Here is a 21,198-nt window from a genome sequence, read left to right as displayed (position 1 = left end):
CCGGAGCACCGGATTGGCGCCGTGGTTCAGGTAGCAAAAAACCCGCCAGCATGGGTGGGAGGCGGGTTGAAGTGGGCGGGATTGTAGACACGGCCCCGCGCCAATCTGGTGCAGGCGGCGTGGGGGTTTTCCGCAAGCCTGGAGTGGCTCGACGGAGCGCCGGCGTCAGGCCGGTGTCAGCCCTCGCGGGCCTGTTCGTCCAGTTGCCGCAGGTGGGCGAGCTTGTCGGCGATCTTCGTTTCGAGCCCACGCGGCACGGGCTGGTACCAACGGGGTTCGGCCATGCCCTCGGGCAAATAGGTCTCGCCGGCCGCATAGGCTTCGGGCTCGTCGTGCGCGTAGCGGTAGGCCTTGCCGTGGCCCAGGGACTTCATCAGCTTGGTGGGCGCGTTGCGCAGATGAATGGGCACTTCGCGCGACTTGTCCTGCCGCACGAAGGCCCGCGCCTGGTTGTAGGCGTTGTAGCCCGCGTTGCTCTTGGGCGCGATCGCCAGGTAGATGACGGCCTGGGCCAGGGCCAGGTCGCCTTCGGGCGAGCCGAGCCGCTCGAAGGTGGTGGCGGCATCGTTGGCCACCTGCATCGCGCGCGGGTCGGCCAGGCCGATGTCCTCCCAGGCCATGCGGACGATGCGCCGCGAGAGGTAGCGTGCATCGGCACCGCCGTCGAGCATGCGCGTAAGCCAGTACAGCGCCGCATCGGGATGTGAGCCGCGTACCGACTTGTGCAGGGCGGAGATCTGGTCGTAGAAGTTGTCGCCGCCCTTGTCGAACCGCCGGGCGTTGAGCGTGAGCGCGCTCTGCAGGAACTCGGGTGTCACTTCCTCCACCCCGGCGGCACGCGCCGCGGTGTCGGTCTGCTCCAGCAGGTTGAGCATGCGGCGCGCATCGCCGTCGGCATAGCCCACCAGCGTGTCGACGGCGGCATCGCTCAAAGCCAGGTGGGTCAGCACCTTCTCCTGCGCACGGCGAACCAGTTGACGGAGTTCGTCCTCGCTGAGGGACTGAAGCGTGTAGACCTGGGCCCGCGACAGCAGCGCGGAGTTGACCTCGAAGGACGGGTTCTCGGTGGTGGCGCCGACGAAGGTGACCAGCCCCGATTCGACGAAGGGCAGCAGGCCGTCCTGCTGGCTCTTGTTGAAGCGGTGGATCTCGTCGACGAAGAGGATGGTCTTGCGGCCCAGCGCCAAGTGCTGCTCGGCCCGCTCCATGGCGGCGCGGATGTCCTTGACGCCCGAGAACACGGCCGACAGCGCAATGAACTCGTAGCCGAAGGCCTTGGCTGTGAGCCGCGCCAACGTGGTCTTGCCCACGCCGGGCGGACCCCACAGGATCATGGAATGCGGCTTGCCCGATTCGAAGGCCAGCCTCAGCGGGCGGCCGGGGCCGATCAGGTGGCTCTGGCCGATGACCTCGTCGAGGCTGGCAGGGCGCAGTGCCTCGGCAAGGGGCGCCGCAGGCGAAGGGGAATCAAACAGATCGGCCATGCGCCGATTGTCCGACCGTCAGCGCGGCCTCACTGCCGGACGACGTCGGCACCCGCGGGCGGCTTGAACTGGAAGCTGCCGACGGGCAGCGAAGGATTGACCTGCACGTTGGAAAAGCGCAGCACCGAGCGCTGGCCGAAGGCGTCCAGGATATCGAGGGCCGCCAGCGCATCGCCCTGAAAGCCGATCTCCACGCTCTGCAGTTGCGCATCGCGTGACTTGGGCGTGGCCTTGACCCATTGCAGGCCGTCGCGCGCCGGCGCATCGGCCAGGGTGAAGTCAGCCTCCAGCGCACGCAGGTCGGCAGCCGAGGCGATCAGCGCCGCTGGCGTGGAGCCCAGGGCCTGGGCCTGCGGGCGCTGCGTCACCTGGTTGAGGTCGGCGTCATAGAGCCACAGCGTCTTGCCGTCGGCAACGATGGTCTGCGCAAAGGGCTTGCGGTATTCGAAGCGGAATTGGCCGGGCCGCTGGAACTCGAAGGTGCCGGTGGACATCTTGGCGCGCATGGGCTGACCGTCCTTCGGGGGGGCGGTCACCGTCTGTGTGAAGTCGGCCTTGCCGGAGCGCGCGCTTTTCAGAAACGCACCCAGGCTGTCCAAACCACCGGCCCACGCGCCACATGCCATGGCCGCGAAGACACAGCCCACCATCAACTTCCGCATTCCGTTCCTTTCACTCGCTGCGCGCCGGCACGAGGATCTCGCGCTGGCCCGCACCGCTCATCGCACTGACCAAGCCCGCGTTCTCCATGTCCTCGACCAGCCGCGCCGCGCGGTTGTAGCCAATCTTGAGGTGGCGCTGCACCAGCGAAATGCTGGCCTTGCGGTGCTTGAGGACGACCTCGACCGCCTGGTCGTACATCGGATCCTTTTCGCCACCCGCGTCGCCGCCCTCACCCATCGGACCGTCCTCGCCATCCACAGTTCCGCCTTCGAGCACGCCCTCGATGTAGTCGGGCTCGCCCTGGCTCTTGAGGTAGGCCACCACACGGTGCACCTCGTCGTCGCTGACGAAGGCGCCGTGCACACGGATGGGCAAGCCGGTGCCGCTCGGCATATAAAGCATGTCGCCCATGCCCAGCAGCGCTTCGGCCCCCATCTGGTCGAGGATGGTCCGGCTATCGATCTTGCTGCTGACCTGGAAGGCGATGCGTGTAGGAATGTTGGCCTTGATCAGGCCGGTGATCACGTCGACGCTGGGTCGCTGTGTGGCCAGGATCAGGTGGATGCCGGCGGCCCGGGCCTTCTGCGCCAGGCGGGCGATCAGCTCTTCGATCTTCTTGCCGACCACCATCATCAGGTCGGCCAGTTCGTCGATCACGACCACGATGTGCGGCTCGCGGCGCAGCGGCTCGGGATCGTCCGGCGTCAGGCTGAACGGGTTGTAGATGAACTCCTCGCGCGACTTGGCCTCGTCGATCTTGGCGTTGTAGCCCGCCAGGTTGCGCACGCCCAGCTTGGACATGAGCTTATAGCGTCGCTCCATCTCGGCCACGCACCAGTTGAGGCCGTGGGCCGCCTGCTTCATGTCGGTGACCACCGGCGCCAGCAGGTGCGGAATGCCTTCGTAGACCGACATCTCCAGCATCTTGGGGTCGATCATGAGCACGCGCACGTCGCTCGCTTCGGCCTTGTAGAGCAGCGACAGGATCATCGCGTTGATGCCCACCGACTTGCCCGAGCCCGTGGTACCGGCCACGAGCACGTGCGGCATCTTGGCCAGGTCGGCCACCACGGGATTGCCGATGATGTCCTTGCCCAGGCCGATGGTCAGCATCGACTTGGCCTCGTGGTAGACCTGCGAGCCGAGGATCTCCGACAGGCGGATCGACTGCCGCTTGGCATTGGGCAGTTCCAGCGCCATGTAGTTCTTGCCCGGGATCGTCTCGATCACGCGGATGGACACCAGCGACAGCGAGCGCGCCAGGTCCTTGGCCAAGTTGACGATCTGCGAGCCCTTCACGCCGGTGGCGGGCTCGATCTCGTAACGCGTGATGACCGGGCCCGGCGAGGCCAGCACCACGCGCACCTCGACGCCGAAGTCCTTGAGCTTCTTCTCGATCAGGCGGGATGTCATCTCCAGCGTCTCGGGCGACACCGTCTCCTGGCGGCCGGCGGCGGCGTCGAGCAGGTCCACCTGCGGCAGCTTGCTGTCGGGCAGTTCCTTGAACAGCGGCTTCTGGCGCTCCTTGACCACGCGCTCGCTCTTGGGCACGTCGGCCACGGCAGGTTCGATCTGCACGGGTGCTGCCTTCTCCCGTCGGCGCGGCGCGGGCGGCGGCACGTCGTCGAATGCAGGCTCCCTGTCGTCGGAAGGTGACGGCGCATCGCGGTCGTGGGCCGCCACCTCTTCACGTTCACGGCGCGCCTTCCGGCCCATGGCCAGGTCCTGCGCGAGTTCGCGCTTTTCGCGACCCCGCTCGAAGAGCGAATAGAGGCGCGCGCCAATCGCCTCGGCCACCTGGGCCCAGGAGAAACGGAAGACGAGGGCGGAGCCGATCACACCCGCCGCAATGGCCACCAACGCGGAGCCCGTGAACCCCAACCAGCGCACACCGGCCGGCCCCACGAGGTAACCCAGCACACCGCCGCCATGCCCGGGCAGCCGGAACTCCAGGCGATAGAGCCGCGACCATTCAAGCATGGCGCTGGCCACCAGCAGCAGGACCAACCCCAGCCAGAACATGAGCCGGCTGCGGTTCAGGCGCGGCAGTTCGGGCTCGCCCTGCGGCCGACCACCGCGCAGCCACTGCGCAAGGGACGACAGCCAGACGCGCACCGACGCCGCGAATGCCCACCAAATCGAATAACCGGCCAGGTAGTAGCTGGCGTCGGCCAGCCATGCCCCCAGCGCGCCGCCCCAGTTCTTGACGACGCCACCTGTACCGGACGTGGACCACGCCGCATCGGACGGCGTGTAGCTGAGCATCGCGAGCAGCCAGAACAGCATGAGGGCAAAGCCCGCGACGAGCGAGATTTCATGCGCGAAGCGCAAGGCGCGCTGGCGCACGGGCGGCACTTCTGGCGCCGCCGTGTTGTGAAGTGTGTGCAAGGAATAGGTCATGGACGCAGACACGCACGGCCATGCCGCGCGCAATGCGCAAGCCTAAACCATCTTGGGCCGGACACTGCGCAGGCAGGCTTCGGGGCGGGCCCGTCGGCGCAGCGCCGCGCGTCCGGATACCGCGGACTCAGCCCAGCGCGGACAGGCGGTCCTTGACCAGCATCGAGCCATCGGGCTGCGTCTGCACGAAGCCGCGCTCCTCCAGGTCCTTCATGACGCGGCTGACCATCTCGCGCGACGCGCCCACCATCTTGGCCAGGTCCTGGCGCGAGATCCGCTCCCGGACCACGAAGTTGCCGGCACCGTCCTCGGTGACGAAATCCATCAGCGCACGCGCCACGCGGCCGTAGACATCCATCAGTGCCAGCGACTCGATCTTTCGATCCGCATGGCGTAGGCGCCGGACCAGCCCGCGCATGATGTTGTAGGACATGGAGGAACTGTCCGGCAGGCAACGCGAGAATGCCTCGCGGCCGAGGACGAGCACGTCCGTCTGGACGTCGGCACGCACCGTGGCCGAATGCGGCTCGTCGTCGATGAGACTCATCTCGCCGATGTAGTCGCCGGACTGAAGAGTTGCCAGGATCACCTCTCGACCGCGGCTGTCCGCACTGAGCACCCGGGCCCGGCCGGCCAGGATGATGTAAAGGGCATTCGTCTTCTTGCCCTGTTCCACGATGAGTTCGCCGCGCTTGAAGCGCCGCTTGACGATCGCATCGGCAATGTTCGCCGCCTGAGAAGGCGTGAGCGCGGCAAAGAGCGGCACCCGGCGAAGCAGTTCCAGGTTCGAAAGCATCGACATCTATTTCCTCCCTGTGCCGCGCCCTTCGAGGGACGCAGCATCAATAAATACAATCACGCACATAAGAAGAGCGCTCCGCATGCATTGAACCTGAACAGGATACTGACGTCCCACCGGTGACCCAATGTACACGCGGTCCCCCGTTCACCATTCAGGCTCGCAGTTTATGACCACTCCCTTGCATACCCAGGTCCTCATTCTGGGCTCCGGCCCCGCCGGCTATACCGCCGCCATCTACGCCGCCCGTGCCAATCTCAAGCCTTTGCTCGTTACGGGCCTGGCTCAGGGCGGGCAGTTGATGACCACGACCGAAGTCGACAACTGGCCTGCCGACGTGCACGGCGTTCAAGGCCCGGAGCTGATGCAGCGCTTCCTGGAACATGCCGAACGCTTCAACACGCAGATCGTGTTCGACCACATCAACAAGGTCGACCTGAGCAAGCGCCCGTTCACGCTGACGGGCGACAGCGGCACCTACACCTGCGATGCGCTGATCATCGCCACCGGCGCCTCGGCCAAGTACCTGGGTCTGCCGTCGGAAGAGAAGTTCATGGGCCGCGGCGTCTCCGCCTGCGCCACCTGCGACGGCTTCTTCTACCGCGAGCAGGACGTCTGTGTGATCGGCGGCGGCAACACCGCCGTGGAAGAGGCGCTCTACCTGTCGAATATCGCGCGCCAGGTCACGCTGGTCCACCGCCGCGACAAGTTCCGCGCCGAGCCCATCCTCATCGACAAGGTTCACGAGAAGGTCAAGGAAGGCAAGATCGTGCTCGAACTGCACAGCGAACTGGACGAGGTGGTGGGCGACGACAGTGGCGTCACCGGCATCCGGCTGCGCAACGTCCAGTCCGGGGACAAAAAGCAACTCGACCTCAAGGGCTGTTTCATCGCCATCGGCCACCATCCCAATACCGATCTGTTCCAGGGGCAGATCGAGCTCAAGGACAACTACATCGTCACCCGCTCCGGCCTGAACGGCTTTGCCACCATGACCAGCGTGCCGGGTGTCTTCGCCGCAGGCGACGTCCAGGACCATGTGTACAGGCAGGCCATCACCAGCGCTGGCACCGGGTGCATGGCTGCGCTTGATGCGCAACGGTTCCTGGAACAGGAAAGTACCGCCTGACCGAGCATTCAGAGAGGCGGGACCGCTTCAACGGCTTGAAACCGGAGTCCCTTGCAGTACAGCCGCGCCTCGCGGTTCGCCTTGTGTTTGCGGAGCCGGCGCACCGGGCCGTGGACAAAACTCCGCCACCCTTCATATAATCGTTGGCTTTGCCGCTTGAGCGCCCCGGCGTGCGAGCGGCATCCGGGCCACCGCCACCCGTTTTCTGGCGAGGTCAAGCCGATCCACCCCACGGTCTGTGCGTCACGCGCAGACCGCAGCGCTTGGTGACGGCTGTTCATGAAAGAGTGTCCTCATGGCACGCGTATGTGAAGTCACGGGCAAGGGCCCGATGGTCGGGAACAACGTTTCCCACGCCAACAACAAAACCAAGCGCCGGTTCATGCCGAACCTGCAATACCGTCGTTTCTGGGTTGAGAGCGAAAACCGCTGGGTGCGTCTGCGCGTCTCCAGCGCCGCCCTGCGCCTGATCGACAAGAACGGCATCGACGCCGTGCTCGCAGACATGCGCGCACGCGGCCAAGCCTGAGCTGAAAGGAGCACACCATGGCAACGAGCAAAGGCGGACGCGAAAAGATCAAGCTGGAGTCCACCGCGGGCACCGGCCACTTCTACACCACCAGCAAGAACAAGAAGACGACGCCTGAAAAGATGTTGATCATGAAGTTCGACCCCAAGGCGCGCAAGCACGTCGAATACAAGGAAGTGAAGCTGAAGTAATTCGGCTCACGCGATCTGCAAGAACCCGCTGCGATCCAGCGGGTTTTTTGTTGCGCGCATGAGAGCCGACCGGTTGCACGCTGCCTGTATAGTGCGCACCGGCGGCCGGCCGCAGGGAACCCTCCCTGTTGCAAGTCGCGCGCGCAACGCGGCCGGGCAACAAAAAACCGGCACGAGGCCGGTTTCTTGAGTTCGCCGGATGCCTAGGCAAACGGCCGAGGAGCGTGGTCAACTCAAACGTGCGCCGCGCGCAGCCGGATCGAGAACTCCTGCAGCGCCTTGATTCCGCTGGCTTCGGCGCGGTGGCACCAAGCCGCCAGATCAGCGGCGAGTTGTTCGCGCGACTGGGACGTGTTCATCCACATCTGGCGCAGTTCTTCGCGCATGGTCACCATCTTGTCCAGCACAGGATGGGCGGCGCGGGCCTCGGCGAGCTTGGGCCGAGCGGCGGCCGGGACCTTGTCGTCGTCGCGGTGCAGCCAGCGGCGGGCCGCCTTCAGCACCGACAGGTCGGCGCCACGGGCCTGCAATTGCGCCAGCTCCTGCTTGCACGTGCGACGCATCTCGCGGGCGTAGCCAGCCATGACTTCGTAGCGGTTGGCGATGACGGCCTCGAGCGTCTTCTCGTCGGCCACTGGGCGCACCTCGCCCATGCGCAGCTTCGGCGGCACCTTCTTCACTTTGGCCCAGCCCAGCTTTTGCATCAGCACGATGTAACCCCAGGCGATGTCGAACTCGTACTTCTTGACCGAGAACTTGGCCGCCGTGGGATAGGTGTGGTGGTTGTTGTGCAGTTCTTCGCCACCAATCACGATACCCCAGGGCACCAGGTTGGTGCTGGCGTCCTGCGCCTCGAAGTTGCGATAACCCCAGTAGTGGCCCAGGCCGTTGACGACGCCGGCCGCCCAAAAGGGAATCCACAACATCTGGATGGCCCAGATGGTGGCGCCGATGCCACCGAAGAGCGCCAGGTTGAGGATCAGCATGAGGCCAACGCCCTGCCAGCCGAAGCGGCTGTACAGGTTGCGCTCGATCCAGTCATCGGGCGTACCGTGGCCAAACTTGGTGATGGTCTCGTTGTTCTTCGCCTCGGCGCGGTATAGCTCGGCGCCGCGCCACATCACGGTGTCGATGCCGCGGGTCTGCGGGCTGTGCGGATCCTCCTCGGTCTCGCACTTGGCGTGGTGCTTGCGGTGGATGGCGACCCATTCCTTGGTCACCATGCCCGTGCCGACCCACAGCCAAAAGCGGAAGAAATGGGAGGGAATGGGCCCCAGGTCCATGGAGCGGTGGGCCTGCGTGCGGTGCAGGAAGATGGTCACCGCGAGGATGGTGATGTGCGTCGTGGCGAGCGTGTACAGCACGATCTGCCACCAGGACAGATCCCACAGGCCATGGGCAAGCCAGTCGAGGGCCGAGCTCAGAACGGCGGAATCGAAAATCATCAAGTTGGGTACTCCACACGGACGGACGGGGTCGTCCTGTCAGAACAGTCCGACAATTTTAGTGTGCCGGGCTTGAAATCCACCCCGTTTTTCGTGTAACGGCGTTGAATCCCTAGGGATTGGACGCCGTGCTCTAGCGCCGGTTCCACGCGGCGGCGAAAAAACCGTCGGTGGCGTGGCGGTGAGGCCACAACCGCAGGTAGCGCGTGCCGCCCTCGCCGCCGGCGCACAGCGAGGCGGCGTCCGCCACCTTCTGGGCGGCCAGCAGCTCCGCGGCCTCCAGCGGCAGGAAATCGGGATGCGCGGCGCCGAAGGCCTCGGCGATGGCCTCGTTTTCCTCCGGCAGCACGCTGCAGGTGGCATAGACGAGGCGCCCGCCCGGCTTCACGAGCCGCGCGGCGCTGGCAAGGATGGCGGTCTGCTTGGCCACCAACTCCTGCACCGCCTCGGGCGACTGGCGCCATTTGAGGTCGGGATTGCGGCGCAACGTACCCAGACCCGAGCAGGGTGCATCGACCAGCACGCGGTCGATCTTCCCGGCCAGCCGCTTGATGCGGTCGTCCCGCTCGTGGGCAATGGCAGCCGGATGCACGTTCGACAGGCCGCTGCGCGCCAGCCGCGGCTTGAGCGCGTCCAGCCGGTGGGCGGAGGTGTCGAAGGCATAAAGCCGGCCGGTGCTGCGCATGGCCGCTCCCAGCGCCAGGGTCTTGCCGCCGGCACCAGCGCAGAAATCGACCACCATTTCGCCGCGACGCGCCTCGACCAGCAGCGTGAGCAGTTGCGAACCCTCGTCCTGCACCTCGATGGCGCCGCGCTCGAAGGCGGGCAGGCGGTTGACGGCCGGCTTGCCGTCGATGCGCAGGCCCCAGGGCGAGAACGGCGTCATCTTCGCGGCGATGCCGGCGGCCTTGAGTTCGCGCTGCACCTCATCGCGCTTGGCGCTCAGGGTGTTGACCCGCAGGTCCAGCGGCGCCGACTGCTGCAGCGCGTCGGCCAGGGCCATGAAGTCGGTGTCGCCCAGCTGGGCGCGCAGCGGCTGGGCCAGCCAGTCGGGCAGGTTGTGGCGGTGCTGGGCCATCAGCTCCGAGGGCGCGACGGCGTCGCAGGCGTCCAGCCAGCGCTTTTCGGCGTCGCTCAGCACGGTCTTGAGGAAGTCGCGCGAGCCATGGAAGCCCAGGATGGCCAGGCGACGCTCGCGCGCGCCGCTGCCGGAGCGGGCCAGGTGCTCGAACAGCAGCTTCTTGCGCAGGATGGTGTAGACGGTCTCGGCGAGCGTCGCGCGCTCGCGGGGACCGAGCGACCGGTGCTCACGGAAATAGCGAGAGACGATGGCGTCGGCCGGATGATCGAATCGGAGCACGCGGCCGGTGAGTTCGGCGCAGGCTTCCAACAGGGCTTGGGGATGCATAGGGGGGCGATTGTCGCCGCCCACTCCGCCCAGAGACTCAGCGCGCCGCGAGCCAGCCCTCGATGGCCTCGGGATAGAGCCGGTGCTCCTGGCTCAGCACCCGGGCCGCCAGCGCCTCGGGCGCGTCGCCGGCCAGCACCGGCACCACGGCCTGGGCCAGGATCGGGCCATGGTCGAGTTCAGCCGTCACCAGGTGCACCGTGGCACCGGCGACCCGACAACCAGCCTCGATGACGCGCCGATGCGTGTGCAGGCCCGGGAAGGCCGGCAGCAGCGATGGATGGATATTGACCAGCCGGCCTTCGTACCGCGCCACGAAGCCCGGTGTGAGGATGCGCATGAAGCCGGCCAGCACCACCAGCACGGGCTGCCAGCGGTCGATGGTGTCGACCAGCGCGGCTTCGAAGGCCTCGCGGCTGTCGAAGCCGCGGTGGTCGACGACGGCGGCCTCCAGGCCCAGTTCGCGGCCCAGTTCCAGGCCGCCCGCATCGGGCTTGTTGCTGACGACGGCTGCCACGCGCACGCCGAAGCGCTCGGCCCAGCGGCGCGCCTGCGCCGCCCGCGCGATGGCCGCCATGTTGGAGCCGCCGCCGGAGACGAGGATGACGATGTTGCCGCTCATCGGCGACCTTTCGCGCCGGCATCGGCGGCCGCGCGGCGTCGACGGCTGGACGCTGCGGCGGAGACTGGCACCCGGTTGAAAACCCCGGCGCCGCGTAGAAGGGAACTCTGCATACTGGCGCGGGATTATCCGTGTGTCGCACGGCGGACTCGGCCTTGCGAACGAGCGTGCTAAAAATCCCGCTTCTCTGGAGACAACCCCCATGGATCTGGCATTCACCCCTGAAGAACAGGCGTTCCGCGAAGAGGTCCGCGCCTGGGTGGCGGACAACCTGCCCCAAGACATCGCCCACAAGGTCAACGAAGGCCTGGAGCTTTCCAAGGAAGACCACCAGCGCTGGGCAAGGATCCTCGGCAAGAAGGGCTGGCTGGGCTACGGCTGGCCCAAGCAGTTCGGCGGCCCCGGCTGGACGGCCGTGCAGAAGCACCTGTTCGAGGAAGAGACCGCACGCGCCGGCGCGCCGCGCGTGATCCCCTTCGGCCCGGTGATGGTGGCGCCCGTCATCATGGCCTTCGGCTCGCGCGAGCAGCAGGAGCGCTTCCTGCCCGGCATTGCCAGCGGCGAAGTGTGGTGGAGCCAGGGCTACAGCGAACCCGGCTCCGGCTCCGACCTGGCCTCGCTGCGCACCCGCGCAGAGCGCCGCGGCGACAAGTACATCATCAACGGCCAGAAGACCTGGACCACCCTGGGCCAGCATGGCGACTGGATGTTCAACCTTGTGCGCACCAGCACCGAGGGCAAGCCGCAGACCGGCATCAGCTTCATCGTGCTGGACATGAAGTCGCCCGGCGTGAGCGTGCGCCCCATCCGCCTGCTCGACGGCAGCTACGAGGTCAACGACGTGTTCTTCGACAACGTCGAAGTGCCGGCTGACCAGCTCATCGGCGAGGAGAACAAGGGCTGGACCTATGCCAAGCACCTGCTCAGCCACGAGCGCACCAACATCGCCGACGTCAACCGCGCCAAGCGCGAACTGGAGCGCGTCAAGCGAATCGCCAAGGCCGAAGGTGTATACAACGACCTGCGCTTCCGCGACGAGATCGCCAAGCTGGAAGTGGACATCGTGGCGCTGGAGATGCTGGTGCTGCGCGTGCTCTCGGCCGAGAAGTCGGGCAAGAACTCGCTGGACATCGCCGGCCTGCTCAAGATCAAGGGCAGCGAGATCCAGCAGCGCTATTCCGAGCTGATGATGCTGGCGGGCGGCCCCTTCTCGCTGCCGCTGATCCGCGAAGCCATGGCGGCCGGCTGGCAGGGCGACTTCCCGGGCGGTCACGCCTCGCTGGCGCCGCTGGCCTCCACCTACTTCAATTACCGCAAGACCACGATCTACGGCGGCTCGAACGAAGTGCAACGCAACATCGTGGCCCAGACGGTGCTGGGCTGACAGGAGGCAGACATGGATTTCGATTTCACTGAAGACCAGCAGCAACTGCGCGACGCCGTCGGCCGCTGGGTCGAGAAGGCCTACGACTTCGACCGCCGCCGCGGCATCGAGAAGGACGGCGGCTTCTCTCGCGACGCCTGGAACGAGCTGTCCGAGCTGGGCCTGGGCGGCCTGTACATCCCCGAAGACGACGGCGGCCTGGGCATGGGCCCCGTGGAGGCCATGGTCGTGATGGAAGAGTTGGGCCGTGGCATCGTGCTGGAGCCGCTGGCGCAGTCCTTCATCGCCGGCGCCGTGCTGGCCCGCCATGCCGACGAAGGCGTGCGCGGCGAATGGCTGCCGGGCATCGCCAGCGGCGAGAAGCTGGTCGTGCTGGCCTACCAGGAGCGGGGCGCGCGCTATCGCCTGGACCTCTGCAAGGCCCAAGCCACGAAGTCTGCCGACGGCTACACCGTCAGCGGCACCAAGAGCCTGGTGCCGGCCGGCGACGAAGCGGCGGCCTACCTGGTGCCGGCGCAACTGGACGGGCGCATCGCCCTCTTCCTGGTGCCGCGCGCCGATGGCAGCGTCAAGGCCTCGGGCTATCCGACACAGGACGGCAGCCGGGCCGCGGAAGTGGCGTTCACCCAGGCCGCCGCGCAGCTCGTGGCGGCTGATGGCCTGCCGGTGCTGGAAGAGGCGGTGGACATCGGCATCGCCGCCACCTGCGCCGAGGGCGTGGGCGTGATGGACAAGACGCTGGCGCTCACGGTCGAGTACCTCAACACCCGCAAGCAGTTCGGCGTGACCATCGGCAGCTTCCAGGCCCTGCGCCACCGCGTCGCCGACATGAAGATGCAGCTGGAACTGGCCCGTTCCATGAGCTACTACGCCACGCTCAAGCTGGGCGCACCCGCGGCCGAGCGTCGTCAGGCCCTGGCCCGCGCCAAGTACCAGCTGGGCGTGTCGATGCGCTTCGTGAGCCAGGCGTCGGTGCAACTGCACGGCGGCATCGGCGTGACGGACGAGTACATGGGCAGCCACTACTTCCGCAAGCTCACGCAGATGGAAATGGTCTTCGGCGACACGCTGCATCACCTGGGCGAGGTGTCGGCGCGCATGGAGGACAGCGCGGGGGTGTTCGCCTGAGCGCAGGTGCTTGCACTTCATGAAACCGCAGGCCCGCCGGCTTACGCTGGCGGGCCTTTCTTCTTTCCGGCGGCCTGACCACGCGCGCGCCGCCGGTCGGCCCTCTTGCCAGGAGCTTCGGGATGATCCGTCGCCGTACCTTGTTGATCACCGCCCCCGCCAGTCTCGCGCTGGGCGCCTGCGCCACGCCGGGCACCGGGCCTCGTCGCGACACGCCCGTCGTCTTCATGCACGGCAACGGAGATTCGGCCGCGCTGTGGCAGACGACGCTGTGGCGCTTCGAATCCAACGGCTGGGCGCGCGACCGGCTGTTCGCGCTCGACCAACCGATGCCCCTGGCGCGCGATGACGATGCGGTCGCGCAGCCCGGCCGCAGCTCCACGGCTGAGTCGATGGCCTTCCTCAGCAAGGAGGTCGAGCGCGTGCTTCGCCAGACGGGCGCACAGAAGGTCGTGCTGGTCGGCAATTCGCGCGGCGGCAACACCATCCGCAACTACGTGCAGAACGGCGGCGGGGCGGCCAGGGTCAGCCATGTCGCGCTGGGCGGCAACCCGGCCCATGGCATCTGGGCCATTCCCGGCTGGCGCGAGGGCAGCGAGTTCTCCGGCCTGTCGCCCTTCATGCGGCAGCTGAACGCGCCCAAGGGCCCGGGCGGCGACGAGGTGACGCCCGGCCCGCGCTGGCTGACGCTGCGCTCCGACGGCAACGACAAGTACGCCCAGCCGGACGGTCTGTGGATCGGCGCGCCGGGCAAGCCCACCAACATCACGGCCGACGGGCCGGCCCTTCGCGGTGCCACCAACATCGTCCTGCCGGGCGCGGATCACCGCGAGGTGTCGTTCTCCCCGGCGGCCTTTGACGCCACCTGGCGCTTCCTCACAGCCGATGCACCGGGTGCCACGGCCGTTGCGCCCGAGCCGCGGATCGTGCTCGACGGACGCATCACCGGGCTCGGCCTGAATCCAGCCGACCCCACCAGCGGCGATTTCGTCAACAACCTGCCGCTGGCCGGCGCACAGCTCAGCGTCTACGAAACCGATCCGGCCACCGGCGAGCGCCGCGGCGGGCCTGCCTGGCGCAAGACGGTGGGCGCGGACGGCCGCTGGGGGCCGTTTCCGGCACGCCCCGGCACCGGCTACGAGTTCGAGATCGTGGCACCCGGCTATGCCACCACGCACATCTACCGCAGCCCCTTCCCGCGCTCCAGCGACGTGATCCACCTGCGGCCCGAGCGGTTGGCGGCTGCGGACCGGCAGGCGGGTGCGGTGGTCGTGTTCAGCCGGCCGCGCGGCTATTTCGATGCCCAGCGCGACCGCATGCGCTTCGATGGCCAGACGCAGCTGCCCGGCGTTCCGCCGCGCGGCGCGGGCGTGGCGAGTTCGCGGCTGCGCCTCGCAGCCGGGCCGGCACGCGCGGTGGAAGGCGAATTCAATGACGAGCGAATCGTCGGGCGAAGCTGGCCGGTGGCCGAGGGGCACCTGAGCCTGCTGGAGCTGACCTACTGACCGCCCGCCGACGGCCTGGCAGAACCCTCATTGAAGGCCCGGCCCGGTCCCGGTCGACCCCCACCGACGGAGGAAGGAAACGTGACGAACACCGACGAGCCCATCCTGCTGGAATCGCGTGACGCCCGCGGCGTGGTCACGCTCACCCTCAACCGGCCGGCCGCCTTCAACGCCTTGTCCGTCGCCCTGATCGATGCGCTGCATGCGGCCTGCGAGCGACTGGCGCTGGACGCCGGCCTGCGCGCTGTCGTCATCGCCGCCAACGGCCGAGCGTTCTGCGCCGGCCACGACCTGCGGGAGATGCTGGCATCGCCCTCGCAGTCGGCCTATCAGGCGCTGTTCGACCGCTGCAGCGCCATGATGCTGGCGCTGCAGCGCCTGCCGGTGCCGGTCGTCGCGCGCGTGCATGGGCTGGCGACGGCGGCGGGCTGCCAGCTCGTCGCGCTGTGCGATCTGGCGGTGGCCGCCGACAGCGCCAGCTTCGCCACCAGCGGCATCAACGTCGGCCTGTTCTGCGCCACGCCCAGCGTGTCGCTGTCGCGCAACCTGCCGCGCAAGAAGGCCTTCGAGCTGCTGGTGACGGGTGACTTCATCGACGCGCGGACCGCCCTGGCCCAGGGCCTGGTCAACCGCGTGGTGCCCGCCCAGAACCTGGACGCCGAGGTGGAAACGCTGGTGGCGAGCATCGTCGCCAAGCCGCGCATTGCGCTGGAGATGGGCAAGGCCCTCTTCTACCGCCAGTTGGAGACCGGACTCGAAGCCGCGCTGCACGACGCCGCCCGCACCATGGCCTGCAACATGGCCGATGCGACCGCGCAGGAGGGCGTGCAGGCCTTCATCGAAAAACGGGCGCCGTCCTGGCGCCCGTGAGACTTCTGTCCAGCCGCGCCGCTAGCCGTGCAGGCGGGAGCTCGACGGCAGGTGCGCCGACAGGAACTCCATCTGGTCCGCCAGGATGCGGCGGTTGCGCAGGATAAAGTCCTCCCACAGGCTGGGCACGTAGGGCGTGTAGAGCAGAGGCATGTGCGCCTGCTCCGGCGTGCGGTTGCCCTTGCGGTGGTTGCAGGCCCGGCAGGCCGTCACCACGTTCATCCAGTGGTCCACGCCGTTCTGTGCGAAGGGCACGATGTGCTCGCGCGTCAGGTCGTCCTCGTGGAAATGGTCGCCGCAGTAGGCGCAGACGTTACGGTCGCGCGCGAAAAGCTTGCTGTTGGTGAGGCCCGGGCGCAGGCTGAAGGGGCTGATGCGGGGCACACCGCGCGTGCCGATGATGCTGCTGACGGCGATCTGGGACTGCTCGCCCGTCATCGCGTTGTGGCCGCCGCGGAACAGGGCCACCTGTTCGCCGGCCTCCCAACGCACCTCGCCGGCCGCGTAATGGATCACCGCCTGCTCGAGCGAGATCCACGACTGGGGCAGCCCTTGGGCCGACAGCTTCAATACCTTCACCACAAACGCCTCCTCGTCGAACGAAGAAAACACAGGGAACGTACGCCACGCAGAACCGTCCGCACCGCCCGCCAAGGCCGCCGGGCGGCCCGGCAGTGCCGGAAAGCGACACAATATAACCGGCATTCATGACAGCCCGTTCACGCCCGGAGGATTCCCGAGCGCACGCGGCCAGCTATCAAAAAGATAACAGGACCATGCAGATCTTCCGCGGCTTCCGTCACCCGGGCGTTGCGCCTGCCAGCGCCGTGACCATCGGCAACTTCGATGGCGTGCACCGCGGTCACCAGGCCATGCTGGGTCTGCTGCAGACCGAGGCCCGCCACCGCGGTCTGCCAAGCTGCGTGCTCACCTTCGAGCCCCACCCGCGCGACTACTTCGCCGGCGTCGCCAGGCGTCCGGAACTGGCACCCGCACGCATCGCCACGCTGCGCGACAAGCTGAGCGAGCTGCAGGCCTGCGGCGTGGCCCAGACCGTGGTCCTGCCCTTCGACGCTCAGCTCGCCAGCCAGTCGCCCGAGCAGTTCATCGACGAGGTGCTGGTGCGCGGCTTGGGCGCCCGCTACGTGCTGGTGGGCGACGACTTCCGCTTCGGCGCAAAGCGCGCGGGCGACTTCGCCATGCTGCACGCGGCGGGCGCGGCCCGCGGCTTCGACGTGGCGCGCATGAACAGCTACGAGGTCTCCTACCCCGCCGCGCCCGGCAGCGACGAGGGGCCGCGGGCGCTGCGGGTGTCCAGCTCGGCCGTGCGCGAGGCGCTGACCGCCGGCCGCATGGACGACGCCGCCGCGCTGCTCGGCCGGCCCTACGCCATCTCCGGCCATGTGGTGCACGGCCGCAAGCTGGGCCGGGCGCTGGGCGCCAGCGCGCAGGGCGGCACGGACGGCTTCCGTACGCTCAACCTGCGCTTCAAGCACTGGAAGCCCGCCGCCAGCGGCATCTTCGTGGTGCGGGTGCATGGCCTGGGCGAGCGGCCCCTGCCGGGCGTGGCCAATCTGGGCGTGCGGCCATCACTGGACCCGAACGACGTCAACGGCGGCCGCGTGCTGCTCGAGACGCATTGCCTCGAATGGCCGGCCAGCCTGGGGCCCGAGGGGGCCTACGGTAAAATCGTGCGCGTGGAACTGTTGCACAAACTGCACGACGAGCTGCGCTACACCAGCCTGGAAGCCCTGACCGCGGGCATCGCCCAGGACCTGGCCGACGCACGCGCGTATTTCGCCGCCGGCAGCGCCGGCGCGGCGGGCAGCAGCCACGCGGAAACGCGGCGCCAGACCACGCGCGACCGAATTTAACCGGCACGCCCGCCGTGCCGGCGCCCCACCGACAAGCTCGGGGCGAGCGGCCTGACCTCATCCCCTCCCGCGCGGGCCCTCGCCGCGAACGGGCCGAGCCTGTCGAAGCCTTTCCCCTCCGCCCTCCATGTCCGACGCTGCCGATTCCTCCGCGACCCCCGACTACCGCGCGACCCTGAACCTGCCCGACACGCCCTTCCCCATGCGCGGCGACCTGCCCAAGCGCGAGCCGGGCTGGGTCAAGGCCTGGAACGACGAGGGGCTGTACAAGCGCCTGCGCGTGGCCCGCACCGGCCGGCCCAAGTTCATCCTGCACGACGGCCCGCCCTACGCCAACGGCCAGATCCACATGGGCCACGCGGTGAACAAGATCCTCAAGGACATGATCACCAAGGCGCGCCAGCTCGAAGGCTATGACGCGCTCTACGTGCCCGGCTGGGACTGCCACGGCCTGCCGATCGAGAACGCCATCGAGAAGAAGCACGGCCGCAACCTCAGCCGCGACGAGATGCAGGCCAAAAGCCGGGCCTATGCCACCGAGCAGATCGCGCAGCAGATGGCCGACTTCCAGCGCCTGGGCGTGCTGGGCGAATGGGACCACCCCTACAAGACGATGGACTTCGCCAACGAAGCGGGCGAGATCCGTGCCTTCAAGAAGGTCATCGAGCGCGGCTTCGTCTACCGCGGCCTCAAGCCGGTCTACTGGTGCTTCGACTGCGGCTCGTCGCTGGCCGAGTTCGAGATCGAGTACGCCGACAAGAAGAGCCAGACGCTGGACGTCGCCTTCAAGGCCCACGACCGCGCGAAGCTGGCTGCCGCCTTCGGGCTGCCGGCCATCGACAAGGACGCCTTCGCGGTCATCTGGACCACCACCGCGTGGACCATCCCGGCCAACCAGGCGCTCAACCTCAACCCTGCGCTGACCTACGCGCTGGTCGACACCGACCGCGGCCTGCTGATCGTGGCCGACACGCTGGTCGAGAGCTGCCTGAACCGCTACGCCCTGGACGGCAAGGTCGTCGCCATCGCCCCCGGGCGCGCGCTGGGCGGCCTGGAGTTCGAGCATCCGCTGTACGACGTGCACGAGGGCTACCGACGCCTGTCGCCGGTGTACCTGGCCGACTACGCCACTGCCACCGACGGCACCGGTCTGGTCCACTCCTCGCCGGCCTACGGCCTGGACGACTTCCAGTCCTGCATCGCGCACGGCATGGCCTACGACGACATCCTCAACCCGGTGCAGGGCAACGGCGTGTACGAGCCGGACTTCCCGCTCTTCGGCGGCCAACACATCTGGAAGGCGGTGCCGCACATCATCGAGGCGCTGCGCGAGGCCGGCCGGCTGATGGCCACCGAGACCATCACCCACAGCTATCCGCACTGCTGGCGCCACAAGACGCCGGTGATCTACCGCGCCGCTGCGCAGTGGTTCATCCGCATGGACGAAGGCGAAGGCGTGTTCACCGTGCCGGGCGCCAAGCCGGCCAAGACGCTGCGGCAGATCGCGCTGGAGGCCATCGAGGACACCAGCTTCTATCCCGAGAACGGCAAGGCCCGGCTGCACGACATGATCGCGCACCGGCCCGACTGGTGCATCTCGCGCCAGCGCAGCTGGGGCGTGCCGATCCCCTTCTTCCTGCACAAGCTCACCGGCGAGCTGCATCCGCGCACGATGGAGATCCTGGACCAGGCGGCCGCCATCGTCGAGCAGGGCGGCATCGAGGCCTGGAGCCGCGTGACGACCGAAGAGATCCTGGGCACCGAGGACGCGCCGCACTACACCAAGAGCAGCGACATCCTGGAGGTGTGGTTCGACTCCGGCTCCACCTTCTTCCATGTGCTGCGCGGCACGCACCCCACGGTGCACCACGACCAGGGCCCCGAGGCCGACCTGTACCTCGAAGGCCACGACCAGCACCGCGGCTGGTTCCACAGCTCGCTGCTGCTGGCCTGCGCGCTGGAAGGCCGCGCGCCCTACCGCGGCCTGCTGACTCACGGCTTCACCGTGGACAGCCAGGGCCGCAAGATGAGCAAGTCGCTGGGCAACGGCATCGATCCGCAGGAGATCACCAAGAAGCTGGGCGCCGAGATCATCCGCCTGTGGGTGGCCGCCTCCGACTACTCGGGCGACATCGCCGGCGACGACAAGATCCTGGCGCGCGTGGTCGACGCCTACCGCCGCATCCGCAACACGCTGCGCTTCCTGCTGGCCAACACCAGCGACTTCGACCCGGCCAAGGACGCGGTGCCTCTGGGCGAGCTGTTCGAGATCGACCGCTGGGCCCTGTCGCGGGCGGCGCAGTTCCAAGCGGAGGTGCTGGGCCACTACAAGGTCTACGAATTCCACCCGGTCGTGGCCAAGCTGCAGGTCTTCTGTTCGGAAGACCTCGGCGCCTTCTACCTGGACGTGCTGAAGGACCGGCTCTACACCACGAAGCCTGGCTCGCGCGCACGACGCAGTGCGCAGACGGCCCTGTGGCACATCACCCAGGCCATGCTGCGCTGGATGGCGCCCTTCCTGAGCTTCACGGCCGAGGAGGCGTGGAAGTTCGCGGGCCAGTCGGAATCCATCTTCATGGAAACCTTCTGCGACCTGGGCACGCCGGACGAGGCCCTGCTGGCCAAGTGGAGCCGCATCCAGGCCATCCGCGATGCGGTCAACAAGGAGATCGAGGCCGTGCGCACCGCGGGCGGCGTGGGCTCTTCGCTGCAGGCCAATGTGCGGCTCACCGCTGCGTCGGAGGACCATGCGCTGCTGGCGGCACTGGGCGACGACCTGAAGTTCGTCTTCATCACCTCGGTGGTGGACCTGCAGGCGGGTGACGGGCTCGCCATAGCCGTCACGCCCAGCACCGCCACCAAGTGCGAACGCTGCTGGCACTGGCGCGACGACGTGGGCCACGACAGCGCGCATCCCACGCTGTGCGGCCGCTGCACCAGCAATCTGTACGGTGCCGGCGAAGCGCGGAGCGTGGCATGACCATGAAGGCGCACAGCGGATTCGAGTCCACCCGCCCTGGCCTGGGCATCTGGGGCTGGCTGGCGCTGGCGGTGCTGATCTTCATCGCCGACCAGTACACCAAGACGCTGATCCTGGGCCACTACCAGCTCGGCGACGCCACGCGCATCACCGACTTCTTCAACATCGTGCGGGCCCACAACACGGGCGCGGCCTTCTCCTTCCTGGCCGGCGCCTCGGGCTGGCAGCGCTGGTTCTTCACCGGCATCGGCGTGGCCGCCGCCGTGTTCATCGTCTGGATGCTGCGCTCGCATGCGGGGCAGAAGCTGTTCTGCTTCGCCATGGCCTGCATCCTGGGCGGCGCCATCGGCAACGTGGTGGACCGCCTGATGCACGGCTATGTGGTGGACTTCCTGGACTTTCATTGGGCCGGTTCGCACTTCCCGGCGTTCAACCTGGCCGACAGCGCGATCACGCTGGGCGCCATCTGCCTGGTGCTGGACGAGGTCCGGCGCATGCGGCGCAAACGCTGAGGCGGACGGCGGCGTCAAGTCCGCCGATTCGCGAGATCAAGGCCACTGGCGCCACGGCACGGAGACGCGGGGGGCACAACGGCGCGAAGCTTCGGCCCCGCGCTTTTTTTTCGCCTAGCTGCCGCCCACCCCAACCCGTTCGGCCTGAGCCTGTCGAAGGCCCGCCCTAGCGGCTCCGGGCTTCGACAAGCTTGTATGGTTTGGTTTCCATCAACCAAACCGTAAGAAAGGGCGAGGAGCCGGGATGTAGGGACATCGACAAGCATCGGCGGTAG

General features: G+C 67.7%; 18 protein-coding genes. 10 read left to right on the top strand and 8 right to left on the bottom strand.

From position 1 onward, the window contains the following. Positions 1-176: 176 nt before the first annotated feature. The 4 genes from ABIC63_RS27235 to ABIC63_RS27220 form a co-directional block, all read right to left on the bottom strand. Positions 177-1,484, bottom strand: coding sequence for a replication-associated recombination protein A (locus ABIC63_RS27235; protein WP_294370342.1), 1,308 nt, complete (start codon positions 1,482-1,484; stop codon positions 177-179). 29 nt (positions 1,485-1,513) lie between these two features. Beyond that, positions 1,514-2,146: an outer membrane lipoprotein periplasmic chaperone LolA gene (gene lolA / locus ABIC63_RS27230; protein ID WP_354322058.1), complete on the bottom strand. Its 633-nt coding sequence runs from the start codon at positions 2,144-2,146 to the stop codon at positions 1,514-1,516. Positions 2,147-2,156: 10 nt separating this feature from the next. Then, the gene (locus ABIC63_RS27225) at positions 2,157-4,547 is read right to left on the bottom strand and encodes a DNA translocase FtsK (protein WP_304308122.1); all 2,391 of its coding nucleotides are present in this window, start codon (positions 4,545-4,547) and stop codon (positions 2,157-2,159) included. A gap of 127 nt (positions 4,548-4,674) precedes the next feature. After that, positions 4,675-5,349, bottom strand: coding sequence for a Crp/Fnr family transcriptional regulator (locus ABIC63_RS27220; RefSeq protein WP_017757252.1), 675 nt, complete (start codon positions 5,347-5,349; stop codon positions 4,675-4,677). A 166-nt stretch (positions 5,350-5,515) separates the two neighbouring features. On the opposite strand from ABIC63_RS27220, the gene trxB reads away from it, so the two are divergent. From trxB to rpmG, 3 genes are all read left to right on the top strand, one after another. After that, the gene (gene trxB, locus ABIC63_RS27215; RefSeq protein ID WP_294370393.1) at positions 5,516-6,475 is read left to right on the top strand and encodes a thioredoxin-disulfide reductase; all 960 of its coding nucleotides are present in this window, start codon (positions 5,516-5,518) and stop codon (positions 6,473-6,475) included. A 295-nt stretch (positions 6,476-6,770) separates the two neighbouring features. Next, positions 6,771-7,004 carry a 50S ribosomal protein L28 gene (rpmB, locus tag ABIC63_RS27210; RefSeq protein WP_043118471.1) on the top strand — a complete coding sequence of 78 codons (234 nt, stop codon included), beginning with the start codon at positions 6,771-6,773 and terminating at the stop codon, positions 7,002-7,004. A gap of 17 nt (positions 7,005-7,021) precedes the next feature. Beyond that, positions 7,022-7,195, top strand: coding sequence for a 50S ribosomal protein L33 (rpmG, locus tag ABIC63_RS27205; protein WP_017757249.1), 174 nt, complete (start codon positions 7,022-7,024; stop codon positions 7,193-7,195). 233 nt (positions 7,196-7,428) lie between these two features. Here rpmG and ABIC63_RS27200 read toward each other — a convergent pair whose 3' ends face one another. The 3 genes from ABIC63_RS27200 to purN all read right to left on the bottom strand — a co-directional run bounded on the left by ABIC63_RS27200 (position 7,429) and on the right by purN (position 10,670). Beyond that, positions 7,429-8,640 carry a DesA family fatty acid desaturase gene (locus ABIC63_RS27200; protein WP_502935920.1) on the bottom strand — a complete coding sequence of 404 codons (1,212 nt, stop codon included), beginning with the start codon at positions 8,638-8,640 and terminating at the stop codon, positions 7,429-7,431. Between the two features lie 133 nt (positions 8,641-8,773). After that, positions 8,774-10,048 (bottom strand): RsmB/NOP family class I SAM-dependent RNA methyltransferase, encoded by a 1,275-nt coding sequence (locus ABIC63_RS27195; protein ID WP_354322056.1) that lies wholly within the window; start codon positions 10,046-10,048, stop codon positions 8,774-8,776. Between the two features lie 37 nt (positions 10,049-10,085). Next, complete coding sequence (purN, locus tag ABIC63_RS27190; protein ID WP_354322055.1) at positions 10,086-10,670, bottom strand: phosphoribosylglycinamide formyltransferase; 585 nt, start codon at positions 10,668-10,670, stop codon at positions 10,086-10,088. A gap of 202 nt (positions 10,671-10,872) precedes the next feature. On the opposite strand from purN, the gene ABIC63_RS27185 reads away from it, so the two are divergent. The 4 genes from ABIC63_RS27185 to ABIC63_RS27170 all read left to right on the top strand — a co-directional run bounded on the left by ABIC63_RS27185 (position 10,873) and on the right by ABIC63_RS27170 (position 15,557). Further along, positions 10,873-12,054 (top strand): acyl-CoA dehydrogenase family protein, encoded by a 1,182-nt coding sequence (locus ABIC63_RS27185; RefSeq protein WP_294370355.1) that lies wholly within the window; start codon positions 10,873-10,875, stop codon positions 12,052-12,054. Positions 12,055-12,066: 12 nt separating this feature from the next. After that, positions 12,067-13,182 (top strand): acyl-CoA dehydrogenase family protein, encoded by a 1,116-nt coding sequence (locus ABIC63_RS27180; RefSeq protein WP_354322054.1) that lies wholly within the window; start codon positions 12,067-12,069, stop codon positions 13,180-13,182. 122 nt (positions 13,183-13,304) lie between these two features. Continuing rightward, a complete protein-coding gene (locus tag ABIC63_RS27175) occupies positions 13,305-14,687 on the top strand; it encodes an alpha/beta fold hydrolase (protein WP_354322053.1) in 1,383 nt (460 codons plus the stop codon). An 81-nt stretch (positions 14,688-14,768) separates the two neighbouring features. Continuing rightward, positions 14,769-15,557 carry an enoyl-CoA hydratase gene (locus ABIC63_RS27170; protein ID WP_294370359.1) on the top strand — a complete coding sequence of 263 codons (789 nt, stop codon included), beginning with the start codon at positions 14,769-14,771 and terminating at the stop codon, positions 15,555-15,557. Between the two features lie 21 nt (positions 15,558-15,578). On the opposite strand, the gene ABIC63_RS27165 is transcribed toward ABIC63_RS27170, so the two are convergent. Beyond that, positions 15,579-16,136, bottom strand: a complete 558-nt coding sequence (locus tag ABIC63_RS27165; RefSeq protein ID WP_043118462.1) for an HNH endonuclease — start codon at positions 16,134-16,136, stop codon at positions 15,579-15,581. Positions 16,137-16,333: 197 nt separating this feature from the next. Between ABIC63_RS27165 and ABIC63_RS27160 the strand changes: the two genes are divergently transcribed. From ABIC63_RS27160 to lspA, 3 genes are all read left to right on the top strand, one after another. Beyond that, positions 16,334-17,431, top strand: coding sequence for a bifunctional riboflavin kinase/FAD synthetase (locus ABIC63_RS27160; protein ID WP_354322052.1), 1,098 nt, complete (start codon positions 16,334-16,336; stop codon positions 17,429-17,431). 127 nt (positions 17,432-17,558) lie between these two features. Continuing rightward, a complete protein-coding gene (gene ileS, locus ABIC63_RS27155; RefSeq protein ID WP_354322051.1) occupies positions 17,559-20,411 on the top strand; it encodes an isoleucine--tRNA ligase in 2,853 nt (950 codons plus the stop codon). A gap of 2 nt (positions 20,412-20,413) precedes the next feature. Beyond that, positions 20,414-20,923 carry a signal peptidase II gene (gene lspA / locus ABIC63_RS27150; protein WP_354322086.1) on the top strand — a complete coding sequence of 170 codons (510 nt, stop codon included), beginning with the start codon at positions 20,414-20,416 and terminating at the stop codon, positions 20,921-20,923. Positions 20,924-21,198: the final 275 nt, after the last annotated feature.

Source organism: Pseudacidovorax sp. 1753 (genome assembly GCF_040544975.1).
Classification (GTDB): Bacteria; Pseudomonadota; Gammaproteobacteria; order Burkholderiales; family Burkholderiaceae_C; genus Xenophilus.
The sequence above is the reverse complement of the archived record's forward strand: the minus strand, read 5'-3'. Positions and strand labels throughout refer to the sequence as shown.